General features: G+C 74.6%; 10 protein-coding genes. 6 read left to right on the forward strand and 4 right to left on the reverse strand.

Annotation, left to right across the window (positions count from 1 at the left end; genetic code table 11):
* Nucleotides 1-89: 89 nt before the first annotated feature.
* From ACN265_RS02805 to glmM, 4 genes are all read left to right on the forward strand, one after another.
* The gene (locus ACN265_RS02805; RefSeq protein ID WP_421405934.1) at nucleotides 90-1,532 is read left to right on the forward strand and encodes an MFS transporter; all 1,443 of its coding nucleotides are present in this window, start codon (nucleotides 90-92) and stop codon (nucleotides 1,530-1,532) included.
* 211 nt (nucleotides 1,533-1,743) lie between these two features.
* A complete protein-coding gene (gene rplM / locus ACN265_RS02810; RefSeq protein WP_088647410.1) occupies nucleotides 1,744-2,187 on the forward strand; it encodes a 50S ribosomal protein L13 in 444 nt (147 codons plus the stop codon).
* A 20-nt stretch (nucleotides 2,188-2,207) separates the two neighbouring features.
* On the forward strand, nucleotides 2,208-2,681 hold the full coding sequence (gene rpsI / locus ACN265_RS02815; RefSeq protein WP_204924892.1) for a 30S ribosomal protein S9: 474 nt from the start codon (nucleotides 2,208-2,210) through the stop codon (nucleotides 2,679-2,681).
* Between the two features lie 116 nt (nucleotides 2,682-2,797).
* Complete coding sequence (gene glmM, locus ACN265_RS02820; protein ID WP_204924893.1) at nucleotides 2,798-4,153, forward strand: phosphoglucosamine mutase; 1,356 nt, start codon at nucleotides 2,798-2,800, stop codon at nucleotides 4,151-4,153.
* 37 nt (nucleotides 4,154-4,190) lie between these two features.
* Here the strand turns inward: glmM and ACN265_RS02825 are convergent, their stop codons facing one another.
* Both ACN265_RS02825 and ACN265_RS02830 read right to left on the reverse strand, forming a co-directional pair.
* Nucleotides 4,191-5,387, reverse strand: coding sequence for a pyridoxal phosphate-dependent aminotransferase (locus ACN265_RS02825; RefSeq protein WP_377685137.1), 1,197 nt, complete (start codon nucleotides 5,385-5,387; stop codon nucleotides 4,191-4,193).
* Nucleotides 5,388-5,500: 113 nt separating this feature from the next.
* Nucleotides 5,501-5,998 carry a hypothetical protein gene (locus ACN265_RS02830; protein WP_421405935.1) on the reverse strand — a complete coding sequence of 166 codons (498 nt, stop codon included), beginning with the start codon at nucleotides 5,996-5,998 and terminating at the stop codon, nucleotides 5,501-5,503.
* 887 nt (nucleotides 5,999-6,885) lie between these two features.
* Here ACN265_RS02830 and glmS point away from each other — a divergent pair.
* Complete coding sequence (gene glmS / locus ACN265_RS02835; RefSeq protein ID WP_204924896.1) at nucleotides 6,886-8,799, forward strand: glutamine--fructose-6-phosphate transaminase (isomerizing); 1,914 nt, start codon at nucleotides 6,886-6,888, stop codon at nucleotides 8,797-8,799.
* Between the two features lie 8 nt (nucleotides 8,800-8,807).
* Here glmS and ACN265_RS02840 read toward each other — a convergent pair whose 3' ends face one another.
* Complete coding sequence (locus ACN265_RS02840) at nucleotides 8,808-10,460, reverse strand: alpha/beta hydrolase (protein WP_421405937.1); 1,653 nt, start codon at nucleotides 10,458-10,460, stop codon at nucleotides 8,808-8,810.
* A complete protein-coding gene (locus tag ACN265_RS02845) occupies nucleotides 10,457-10,753 on the reverse strand; it encodes a hypothetical protein (protein WP_357926461.1) in 297 nt (98 codons plus the stop codon). The genes ACN265_RS02840 and ACN265_RS02845 overlap by 4 nt, the downstream gene beginning before the upstream one ends.
* Nucleotides 10,754-11,005: 252 nt before the next feature.
* Between ACN265_RS02845 and ACN265_RS02850 the strand changes: the two genes are divergently transcribed.
* Nucleotides 11,006-12,475: an NAD(P)H-hydrate dehydratase gene (locus ACN265_RS02850; RefSeq protein WP_421405938.1), complete on the forward strand. Its 1,470-nt coding sequence runs from the start codon at nucleotides 11,006-11,008 to the stop codon at nucleotides 12,473-12,475.
* The last annotated feature ends 14 nt before the right edge of the window (nucleotides 12,476-12,489 follow it).

The following is a 12,489-nucleotide window of genomic DNA, read 5'->3' on the forward strand; positions in this document are numbered from 1 at the left end:
TTCCCGTTTCCGGAACGACCCAACCGGGCCACCACCGGGAAACCGGCACTGCCTAGCATCCCTCTTCAGATCGATGAGGAGGAATCGCCGTGAGTACGCTCGCCAGTAGCAGCAACTCCGCCGCCGACCCGGCGGGCGCCGTCGACGCGCCGCCGGAGGCCGATCCGTCGACTTCCGCCGATCCGCCTGCCGCCCGGGGCGCCGGACGCCGGCACCGGCTCGACGACTGGCGGCCCGAGGACCCCACCTTCTGGCGGACGACCGGAGCGCCGATCGCCCGCCGTAACCTCTGGGTGTCGATCTTCGCCGAGCACGTCGGTTTCTCGGTGTGGAGCCTCTGGTCGGTCACCGTGCTCTTCCTCGGCCCGGCGTACGGCATCGACCCGGCGGGCAAGTTCCTGCTCACCGCCGTGCCGGCCGCGCTGGGCGCGGTGCTGCGGCTGCCGTACACCCTGGCCGTGGCCCGCTTCGGCGGGCGGAACTGGACCATCGTCAGCGCGCTGCTGCTGCTCGTGCCGGCGGTGCCGATGACGGTGCTGCTGGAACCGGGGGTGTCCTACACCACGCTGATGGTGCTGGCCTGCCTGACCGGGGTCGGCGGCGGCAACTTCGCCTCGTCGATGGCGAACATCAACCTGTTCTTCCCCGACCGGCTCAAGGGCCGCGCGCTCGGGCTCAACGCCGGCGGCGGCAACCTCGGCGTACCGGCCGTGCAACTGGTCGGGCTCGCGGTGCTGGCCACCGCCGGGGCCGCGTACCCCCGGCTGGTGCCGGCGGTCTACCTGCCGCTGATCGTGTTGGCCGCGCTCGCCGCCGCCCGCTGGCTGGACAACATCCCGGACGCCCACAACGAGCCCGGCGCGCTGCGCGAGGCAGCCCGCGACCGGCACACCTGGGTGATGTCCCTGCTGTACGTGGGTACCTTCGGCTCCTTCATCGGCTTCGGTTTCGCCTTCGGCCAGGTGCTCCAGCTCCAGTTCGCCGAGCGCTTCCCCACCCCGGTCGACGCGGCCTGGCTGACCTTCCTCGGGCCACTGATCGGTTCGCTGATCCGGCCCGTCGGTGGGCAGCTCGCCGACCGGCTCGGCGGGGCCCGGGTGACCTTCTGGAACTTCGTCGCGATGGCAGTCGGCGCCAGCCTGGTGCTCTTCGCCGCCCGGGAACGGTCGTTCCCGCTCTACCTGACCGGGTTCCTGTCGCTGTTCGTCTTCTCCGGCATCGGCAACGGCTCCACGTACAAGATGATCCCGGCGATCTTCCGGGCCCGCGCGACGGCCGAGGCGGAGCTGACCGGTGACCCGGCCGCCGCGCAGCGCCGGGCCCGGCGGCTCTCCGGTGCCCTGATCGGCATCGCCGGAGCGGTCGGCGCCTCGGGCGGGGTGCTGGTGAACGTCGCCTTCCGGCAGTCCTTCCTCACCTCCGGCAACGCGGACGCCGCCTATCTGGCCTTCATCGGGTGGTACGCGCTCTGCTTCGTGGTGACCTGGACGGTCTACCTGCGGCCCGGCCCGGGTAGGCTCACCGGAGTGTGACCATGGTCATGCGGGAAAACCGCAGGCCACGCCGGTCTACCCCCCGTTTTGACCAGCCGACGGGGCGGCGGGTATCGTTGCCTGCTGTTGTACGACATCCAGAGGCGTGCCGCTCAGGTACGCTTGGTCGTTCGTGCGCGCTGGTCCGGCCGGGAAGCCTCTGGTCACCTCGGCGCGCGACCCCAGACCGACGACGAGACAAGGTAGACCTGTGCGTACGTACAGCCCGAAGCCGGGTGAGATCGAGCGTCAGTGGCACGTTATCGACGCCTCTGATGTCGTGCTGGGCCGCCTGGCCACCCACGCCGCCACGCTGCTGCGCGGCAAGCACAAGCCGACTTTCGCGCCGCACGTCGACACGGGCGACTTCGTCGTCATCGTGAACGCGGGCAAGGTGGCGCTGACCGGCAACAAGCGGCAGACCAAGGTCGCCTACCGGCACTCCGGTTACCCGGGCGGCCTCAAGCAGGTCGGCTACGAGGAGCTGCTGACCAAGCGGCCCGAGCGGGCGATCGAGCTGGCCGTGAAGGGCATGCTCCCGCACAACAAGCTGGGCCGTCAGCTGATCAAGAAGCTGAAGGTCTACGCCGGTGCCGAGCACCCGCACCTGGCGCAGCAGCCGGTGCCGTTCGAGATCAAGCAGATCGCGCAGTGAGCGAGGGCGAAGGAAACAGCATGACCGACATCACCGAGACCGAGGTTGCCGCGGAAGTCCCCGAGGCCACCGAGGCGCCCGCGCCCGTCGCCCGCGCGCCGCGTGGTGACCGCCCGATCCAGACCGTCGGCCGCCGCAAGGAGGCCATCGTCCGGGTCCGCATCGTCCCCGGCAGCGGCAAGATCACCTGCAACGGCCGCGACCTCGAGGCCTACTTCCCGAGCAAGGTGCACCAGCAGCTCATCAAGGACCCGCTGGTCACCGCCGAGAAGCCCGAGGCGTTCGACGTCATCGCCAACCTGCGTGGCGGCGGCACCACCGGCCAGGCCGGTGCGCTGCGGCTGGCCATCGCCCGCGCGCTGATCGTCAGCGAGCCGGACGACCGCCCGGCCCTGAAGAAGGCCGGCTTCCTCACCCGGGACGCCCGGGTCAAGGAGAGCAAGAAGTACGGTCTCAAGAAGGCCCGTAAGGCACCCCAGTACTCGAAGCGCTGATCACCGACAGCGCGTTGTACTTCTGACGGACGGCCGGGTCCGCCTCCCCCAACGGGGAGGTGGCCCGGCCGTTCCGCTTTCTCCACTCATCGCAGTCGCACCGGAGGTTGGCGGGTATGGGTCGGTTGTTCGGCACGGACGGCGTACGCGGGCGGGCGAACGTCGACCTCACCCCGGAACTGGCGCTCGCGGTGGCCGTGGCCGCCGCGCACACACTGGCCGAGTCGGACCGCAGCCACCCGCCCCTGGCCGTCGTCGGTCGGGACACCCGGGCCAGCGGCGAGATGCTGGAGGCCGCCGTGGTCGCCGGCCTCACCAGCGCCGGGGCCAGCGTCGTCCGGGTCGGCGTGCTGCCCACCCCCGCCGTGGCGTTCCTGACCGCCGAGGCCAAGGCCGACCTGGGCGTGATGCTCTCCGCCTCGCACAACCCGATGCCGGACAACGGGATCAAGCTCTTCGCCGCCGGCGGGCACAAGCTGCCCGACGAGATCGAGCTGCGGATCGAGGCCGCCGTCGAGGCCAACGCCACCACCGCCTGGGACCGCCCCGTCGGTGCCGGGGTCGGCCGGGTGCACGACCTGCTCGACGGCGCCGACCACTACGTGCAGCACCTCGTCGGCACCGTGCCGCACCCCCTCGACGGAATCAAGGTGGTGGTCGACTGCGCCAACGGCGCCGCCGCCGAGGTCGCCCCGGTGGCCTACCGGGAGGCCGGTGCCGAGGTCATCGCGATCCACGCCGAGCCGGACGGCCTCAACATCAACGACGAGTGCGGTTCCAACCACCTCGACGGCCTGCGGGCCGCCGTGGTCGAGCACGGCGCGCACCTGGGCCTCGCCCACGACGGCGACGCCGACCGCTGCGTCGCGGTCGACGCCAACGGCGAGGAGGTCGACGGCGACGAGCTGATGGCGATCCTCGCGCTGGCCCTGCGCGACGCCGGCGAGCTGACCCGGGACACCCTGGTCGCCACCGTGATGAGCAACCTCGGCCTGCGGCTGGCCATGTCCGCGCAGGGCATCCGGCTGGTCGAGACCAAGGTCGGCGACCGGTACGTGCTGGAGGAGCTGCGCGCCTCCGGCCTCGCCCTCGGCGGCGAGCAGAGCGGACACCTCGTCATGCCCGCGCACGCCACCACCGGCGACGGGGTACTCACCGGCCTGCACCTGATGGCCCGGATGGCCGCCACCGGCCGATCCCTGGCCGAGCTGGCCTCCGTGGTCACCAAGCTGCCGCAGGTGCTGATCAACGTGGCGGTCGGGGACCGTACCGTCGGTGCCACCGCACCCGCCGTCACGGCCGAGGTCGAACGGGCCGAGGCCGAGCTGGGGGAGACCGGCCGGGTGCTGCTGCGCCCGTCGGGCACCGAACCGCTGGTCCGGGTGATGGTCGAGGCCGGCACCGAGGAGACCGCCCGGTCGGTGGCCGAACGGATCGCCGAGCAGGTCCGCACCGCCAGCCCCGCCGGCTGACCGGCCCCGGGTCCGCCGCCCGCCGGCCCCGGCGGGATCAGCGGGTGGCGGCCAGTTCGCGTAGCCGGGTGACGGCCTCGGTCAGCACCTCGGGGCGCTTGCAGAAGGCGAACCGGACCAGCCGGCGGCCGGCCTCGGCGTCGTCGTAGAAGACCTGGGTGGGTACCGCCACCACACCGCAGCGTTCCGGCAGGGAACGGCAGAACTCCAACCCGTCCCGACCGCCGAGGTCGGTGATGTCGGCGGTGACGAAGTACGTCCCCTCCGGGGTGAGCACCGCGAAACCGGCGTCGGTCAGGCCACCGATCAGCAGGTCCCGCTGCCGCTGGAGGCTGTCGCGGAAGCCGGTGTAGTAGTCGTCGGGCAGGGCCAGCGCGACGGCGACCGCCGGTTGCAGCGGCCCCGCGTTGACGTAGGTGAGGAACTGCTTGACCCGCAGCACCGCCGACACCAGCGGGGCGGGCCCACTGACCCAGCCCACCTTCCAGCCGGTGCAGGAGAAGGTCTTGCCGGCCGACGAGATGCGCAGGGTGCGTTCCCACATCCCCGGCAGGGTGGCCAGCGGCAGGTGCGCGGCGGCGGCGTCGGTGAAGACGAGGTGCTCGTACACCTCGTCGGTGACCGCGTACACGTCGTGTTCCCGGCAGAGGTCGGCGACCAGGGTCAGCTCCGGTGCGGTGAAGACCTTCCCGGTCGGGTTGTGCGGCGAGTTCAGCAGAACCAGCCGGGTACGCGGCCCGAACGCGGCCCGCAGCTCGTCGGGGTCGAAGGCGTACCGGCCGTCGTCGCCGGGGCGCAGCGTCACCGGTCGCCGTACCGCCCCGGCCAGGGCTATCGATGCCGCGTACGAGTCGTAGTACGGCTCGAAGCAGATCACCTCGTCACCCGGCTCGCAGAGCGCGAGGATGCTGGCGGCGATCGCCTCGGTGGCCCCGGCGGTGACGATCACCTCGCCGTCGGGGTCGTACGTCAGGCCGTGGAAGCGGAGCTGGTGCTCGGCGACGGCCCGACGCAGCACGGGCACCCCCGGACCGGGCGGGTACTGGTTGTGCCCGGAGCGCAGCGCCTCGGCGGCGGCGGCCAGCATCTCCGGCGGCCCGTCGGTGTCCGGGAAGCCCTGGCCCAGGTTGACCGCACCGGTCCGGACGGCGAGCGCGGACATCTCCGCGAAGACGGTCGTCCCGAACGGACGCATCCGGGCCACCAGCGGGTCGACATCGGTAGGCGTCGTCACGCCCGTCAGCCTACGGCCCGAGACCGCCCCTGCCACCAGGGCTCGTCACCGCCTTTCCGTCACCGAGCCGCCTTCCCGCGCTGCTCCGGCGTGCCGCCGGTGATCCGTCGTGGTCAGCGGATCGGGTTGGCGTGGCACTGCACCCGCCAGTCGTCCGGACCGGCCACGTCGGTGACCCGGGGCCGGGTGCCGACGGTGGTGGCGCACCGGAACCCGCCCGGATTGCCGTCGGAGCGGGCGGCGCTGACCAGCACCCGGTTCGGATCGTCGGTACGCAGCTCCATCCGCCAGGGCAGCCGTACCTTCTCCCGCTGGATGAAGTAGCCGTCGCCGTCGTAGAACTGGAGGTCCACCGGGCCGGTGCCGGTCACCTCGTAGGTCACCGGGTACCGGCCGGGGCCGTCGGCCGGCCGGGTGGCCGGTGCGGACGGCTGGAACGGCTGCGGCGGGCTCCAGCTCGGCTCGGGTTCGTCGTCGTAGTAACCGCGACCGTAGGGGTCCTCGGTCGCCGTGTCCGGCCCGGTCCCGCCCAGCAGGGCGCCTCCCCCGCAGAAGCAGGCGCAGCCGACGAGGGCGAGCACCACGACCACCGCGACCACGATGCCCACCACCGCGCCGGCGCTGGTGGAGGTGCGCCCGCCAGGTGGCAGGTAGCCGGGGTGGGCGAACGGCGGCGGATAACCCGGCGGCGGCCAGCCGTGACCGGGCGGTCCGCCGGGCCAGCCGGTGGGTTGCCCGCCGGGGACTCCGGGTGGGCCGGCGGGCCAGGCGGACCGGGGGCCGGGCCGGGCCGGTCGCTACCGGGCCAGCCGGGGCCGGGTGGTACTCCGGGTACGCCGGGCCAGCCTCCCGGGACCGCGCCGGCCCAACCTGCGGGCGGGGAACCGCCGGGGCTCCCGGCGGACCAGTCACCCGGAGTGACGGGAGTGCCGGACGGATCGGCGGGTGCGGCCGACGGATCACCCGGTGTGCCGGGAAGAGGCGGGCCGGGGAAGGCCGGACCGTGCGGGTAGGGAGACGTCGGGCCGGCCGGACCGGGGTAGGGGGCGGCGGTCGGGTCGGGTGTCGATCCGTGGGCCCAGGGGGTGGGGGCCGCCCAGGGCTGCGGGACCGCGAGCGGGTCCGGCGGGGCCCAAGCGGACGGACCCGTGGTGCCGGCGGGCCCGGGAGCCGGGTCGCCGGACGCCTGGGGCGTCGGGCCGCCGACCGCGGGAGCGGGGTCGCCGGGTGGGGGCGCGGGATCGCTGGGGGATGGCGTGTCGGACATCGCTGCTCCGGGGACGGAAGGGGAGGAAAGGGGCGAGCGGGCCGTCCCAGGGACGTTCCAGGGGTCGCCGAGAGACTGACGTACCGGCGGGCCACCCGCAACCCCGTACGTCCGGACGGGGGTGACGGTCGTCCGGTTGCCGCCCGTCACCGCCCGATCGCTCAAATTCGGTGATCGTTTGCCCGGCTTCCGCGCACACGAGGTGAGCGAAACTGGGTTAGGCTGCGAACCATGTGTGGAATCGTGGGTTACGCCGGCGCGCGCCCGGCGCTCGGCATCGTGCTCGACGGATTGCGGCGGCTGGAATACCGGGGATACGACTCGGCCGGGGTCGCGATCGTCTGCGACGACGAGCTGCTCACCGAGAAGAAGGCCGGCAAGCTGGCCAACCTGGAGAAGGTCCTCTCCGAGCGGGCCGCCACCAACCCCGACGACTGCGCCGCCAGCCCGGTCGGCATCGGCGACGGCACCACCGGCATCGGCCACACCCGGTGGGCCACCCACGGCGGCCCGACCGACCGCAACGCCCACCCGCACGTGGCCCCCGACGGCCGGGTCGCCGTGATCCACAACGGCATCATCGAGAACTTCGCCAAGCTCCGCGCGGAGCTGGAGGACGACGGCGTCCAGTTCACCAGCGACACCGACACCGAGTGCGCCGCCCACCTGCTCTCCCACGCGCTCGCCGAGCTGCGGGCGGCCGGTGGCACCGACGGCCCGCAGCTGCTCGCCGCCGCGATGCGGGTGGTGTGCCGCCGGTTGGAGGGCGCGTTCACCCTGCTCGCCGTCGATGCCGCCATCCCGGGCGCGGTGGTCGGCGCCCGGCGCAACTCGCCGCTGGTGGTCGGCCGGGGTGACGGGGAGAACTACCTGGCCAGTGACGTGGCGGCGTTCATCGAGCACACCCGCGAGGCGGTCGAGCTGGGCCAGGACCAGCTCGTGCTGATCACCGCCGACAGCATCGAGATCACCGACTTCGACGGCCAGCCGGCCACCGGCAAGGACTTCCACATCGACTGGGACTCCTCGGCCGCCGAGAAGGGTGGTTACGACTGGTTCATGCTCAAGGAGATCGAGGAGCAGCCGCAGGCCATCGCGGACACGCTGCTCGGCCGGCTCACCGAGACCGGGGAGATCGCCCTCGACGAGGTCCGCCTCAGCGACCAGGACCTGCGCGACGTCGACAAGATCTTCATCGTTGCCTGCGGCACCGCGTACCACTCGGGCATGGTCGCCAAGTACGCCATCGAGCACTGGACCCGCATCCCCTGCGAGGTGGAACTGGCCAGCGAGTTCCGTTACCGCGACCCGGTGCTCGACCGGTCCACCCTGATCGTGGTGATCTCGCAGTCCGGCGAGACGATGGACACCCTGATGGCGCTGCGGCACGCCAAGGAGCAGAAGGCCCGGGTGCTGGCCATCTGCAACACCAACGGCTCCACCATCCCGCGCGAGTCCGACGCGGTGCTCTACACCCACGGCGGCCCGGAGATCGCCGTCGCCTCGACCAAGGCCTTCCTCACCCAGCTGGTCGCCTGCTACCTGATCGGCCTGCACCTGGCCCAGGTGCGGGGGATCAAGTTCGCCGACGAGGTCGGCGCGGTCGTCGCCCAGCTCCAGGAGATGCCGGGCAAGCTGCGGGAGCTGCTGGACCGGATCGAGCCGGTGCGGGAGCTGGCCCGGGAGCTGAAGTCGGAGCCGACGGTGCTGTTCATCGGCCGGCACGTCGGCTACCCGGTGGCCCTGGAGGGCGCGCTCAAGCTCAAGGAGCTGGCGTACATGCACGCCGAGGGGTTCGCCGCCGGTGAGCTGAAGCACGGGCCGATCGCCCTGATCGACAAGGGCACCCCGGTGATCTGCGTGGTGCCGTCGCCGGTCGGCCGGGGCATGCTGCACGACAAGGTCGTCTCCAACATCCAGGAGGTCCGGGCCCGGGGCGCCCGGACCATCGTGATCGCCGAGGAGGGCGACGAGGCGGTGGTCCGCTACGCCGACCACCTGATCTACGTGCCGCGTACGCCGACCCTGCTCGCGCCGCTGGTCACCACCGTGCCGTTGCAGGTGCTCGCGGCCGAGATCGCCGCCGCCCGGGGACACGACGTGGACCAGCCGCGCAACCTGGCGAAGTCGGTCACCGTGGAGTAGGACGCCGCTCACCGGCCCAGCACGATCCGGGCCATCCCGTCCAGGGCGGGGTTGTCGGACTCCCAGTAACCGGTGTGGCCGCCCCGACCGCTGGGGAAGGTCCGGCCGCCGAAGCCCGGATCGCTCGGATCGTGCCCGAACCACAACCGGTGGTCGTCCGGGCGGAACAGCGAGGCGGCGCTCGCCAGCGGCGAGGTGGCCAGCACCGCCCGGCCGGCCAGCTCCCGGGGCGGCTCGACCAGCCGGATCACGTCATCGCCGGCGGTGCTCGACCAGACCTGCCCCGGTGGCAGGCCGAGCGCCCCGGCCCGGTCCACCCCCACCCCCGGTGACCCGACGAAGGCCAGCGCGTCGGCGGCCAGCCCGTGGTCGCGGGCGGCGCTGCCCACCACCAGCGAGCCGTAGCTGTGCCCCAGTACGGTCTGCCGGGCCGCCGGCCCGTCGTGGGTGGCGCGCAGCCCCTCCTGGAAGCGGTGCAGGTCGGGCCCGGCGTCCCGGGCCTGGGCCGGTGAGGACGCCTCGGGCAGGAAGTCGGGGGCGTCGTAGTCCAGCCAGAGCACCGCCGCCGTCTCGTCACCGGGGGCGAGGGCGGTGCACCGGTCCTGCACCCGGGCCGCCCGACCCAGCTCGCCGGGAACGTCGGCGAGGTCACTTGTCATCCCCGGCACGTAGGTCAGCACCCGGTGGGCCCGGTCCGGGTTGCCCAGCGCGACGATCGCCCGGCCGTCGCCGCGCGGGTCGAGTCCTAGCAGGTAGGGCCGGGGTCCCGTCGTCGCGGCGAGCCGCCCGGCGAGGCCGTCCAGGGCGGCCAGCGTCCGGTCGATCCGGCGCAGCCGGGAGCGCCCGCCCGACCCGCTGGCCGACGCCGTCCGGCGTTCGGCCAACAGGGCCTCCCGGTGCCCGGCCAGCAGCAGCCGGTTCGCCTGGTCCCGGGCCGCCGCCGGCACCCCGTCGCGCGGGCCGATCCGGGCCGGCTCGTGCAGCACCAGCCAGCGCCGCTGGGCCGGGGTGAGGCCGTCCCACCAGGCGCGGACCGCCGCCGGCGTGGCATCGTCGGTCGGCCGGCCCGGTGGTGGCCGCTGCACCCAGCCGGTGCGGGCCGCCCCGGTCAACTCGGCCAGCCGGCCGGCGACCTCCCGGTCGGCCACGTCGGCCAGCGCGAGCGCCTCCCGCAGCGCCGCCGCCACCTGGGCCACCGCCGCCGGCGATCCCGCCCCGCCACCGTTGCCACCCCCGCCGCCGGACGGGCCGGGGCGGGCACCCGCCCAAGCCGGCAGCACACCCGACTCGGGGCCGCGCCAGGTCGGGGGGACCGCCCGCAGCCCGCCGTGCCGGTCGACCGCCACGCCGGTACGGTCGGCCAGCGCCACCGCCTCGGCGAGCCGACCCTTGGCCACCCGCAGCCGACCGGCGAACTCGGCGAGCACCTGATCGGTCTCGACCAGCGCCGGCAGGATGGTGCCCAGCTCCGCGCGCAGCCCGTCGAGCCGGCCGCCGGCCCTGGTGGCCGCCCCACCCGACCAGCCCGTCCGCAGCGTCGCCGCCCGCCCGGCCAGCCCGGACCGCCGTCGGGTGACCGGCGCCTCCAGCCCGCGCCAGGCCACCCCCGCCGCCACCCAGTCGCTCGGGGAGGCGGCCCAGAGCTGGGCGTACCCGATCATCGGGGTCGACCGGCCAGCCGCCCGGCGGCCCGGTCGTCGGCTGCCGCGTACGCCTCGGCGGCGTCGCGCAGCGCGGTACCGGTCTCGGCGACCCGTACGCCGAGCACCCCGTGCCAGGCGTGCACCGCCGACTCCAGCCCGGCCAGGGCGGCCCCGGCCCGCCAACCCGGCGAGGACAGCACCAGCCCGGGGTGACCCGCCAGCCCCCGGGCCAGCGCGTACGCCTCGTCGGCCAGGCCGCCGGCGGTCGCCCGCAGCACCGGCAGGTCCACCCGCACCGGCTCGTCCGTCATCGTCCGCCTCCCGCCCCCGCCCGGCCCGCCGCCGTGACCTGTGCCGCCGACGCTAGGTGGCGGGGCGGTCGGCCGGCGGGCCCTGTGGACGACGGGCGGTGGGCGTACCCCCGGGTTGTCCACAGGTCTTGCCGGCCGCGACGCCGGTGGCTAATCTGCCGCCTCCACCGCCGGTAGGGTGATCCCGACCACGGCGGACGGGCCCGACCGGGACGGGCGGGACGGCCGCCCGGCGGCGCAGACGGGGGTGGCATGAGATCGGTGTGGCGGGTGTCGGACGTACGCGCGGCGGAGGCCGGCCTGATGGCCACCGTGCCCCCGGGGACGCTCATGCAGCGGGCGGCGGCCGGGCTGGCCCGGCGGTGCGCCCTGCTGCTCGCCGACCGGGGCGGGGTGTACGGCGCGCGGGTGCTGCTGCTGGTCGGCAGCGGCGACAACGGCGGCGACGCGTTGTACGCAGGTGGGCGGCTGGCCCGCCGGGGTGCCCAGGTCGCCGTGCTGGCGACCGCCCCCGGGCGGGCGCACGCCGACGGACTGGCGGCGCTGCGGGCCGCCGGGGGTCGACTGGTCGACGCCCCGCCCGCCACGGTCGACCTGGTGCTCGACGGGATCGTCGGGATCGGGGGCACCGGCGGGCTGCGGGACGCCGCCGACGAACTCGTCGCCGGCCTGCCCGGGTTGCGGGGCCGCGACGGCGGCCGGGCCACCGTCGTCGCGGTGGACGTGCCCAGCGGGGTGGCGGTGGACACCGGCGACGTGCCGACGGACGGGACGGGCCGGCCGCGCGCCGTGCGGGCCGACGTGACGGTGGCGTTCGGCGCGCTCAAGCCGGCCCTGGTGGTCGGTCCGGCGGCCCCGCTGGCCGGGCAGGTCGAGCTGGTCGACATCGGGCTCGGCCCGTGGCTGCGCGGCACCCCCGCGCTGCGGGTCACCGAATGGTCGGACGTGCGCGACTGGTGGCCCCGCACCGGTGCCGCCTCCGAGAAGTACAGCCGGGGCGTGGTCGGGGTGGCCACCGGCTCGCGGACCTACCCGGGGGCGGCGGTGCTCTCGGTGGGTGGCGCGCTGGCCGGCCCCACCGGCCTGGTCCGCTACGCCGGCGGCGCCCGCGACGAGGTGGTCCGGCAGCACCCGTCGGTGATCGCCACCGAACGGGTGGCCGGGGCCGGCCGGGTGCAGGCCTGGGTCTGCGGCTCCGGCCTGGGCACCGACGAGCAGGCCGGGGCGGAACTGCGCGCGGTGCTGGGCGCGCCGGTGCCGGTGGTGCTCGACGCGGACGCGCTGACCCTGCTGGTGGACGGCTCGCTCGCCGACCGGCTGCGCAACCGGGACGCCCCGATCGTGGTCACCCCGCACGACCGGGAGTTCGCCAGGCTGTGCGGCGAGGAGCCGGGGGCCGACCGGGTCGCCGCCGCGCTGCGGCTGGCCGCCTGGATGAACGCGACGGTGCTGCTCAAGGGGGACCGCACGGTTGTCGGCACGCCGGATGGCCGGGCGTACGTCAACCCGACCGGCAGCCCGGCGCTGGCCACCGGGGGCACCGGGGACGTGCTGGCCGGGCTGCTCGGTTCGCTGCTCGCCGCCGGGCTGGCCCCGGAGCGGGCGGCGGCCGTCGCGGCGTACCTGCACGGGCTGGCCGGCCGGGAGGCGGCCCGGGGCGGCCCGGTGACCGCGCCGGACGTGGCGACCGCACTGCGTACGGTGGCGGCCCCGCTGCTCTGACCGGTGCGGGCGGG

The organism is Micromonospora sp. WMMD730, from assembly GCF_049178955.1.
GTDB classification, from domain to species: Bacteria; Actinomycetota; Actinomycetes; order Mycobacteriales; family Micromonosporaceae; genus Micromonospora; species Micromonospora wenchangensis.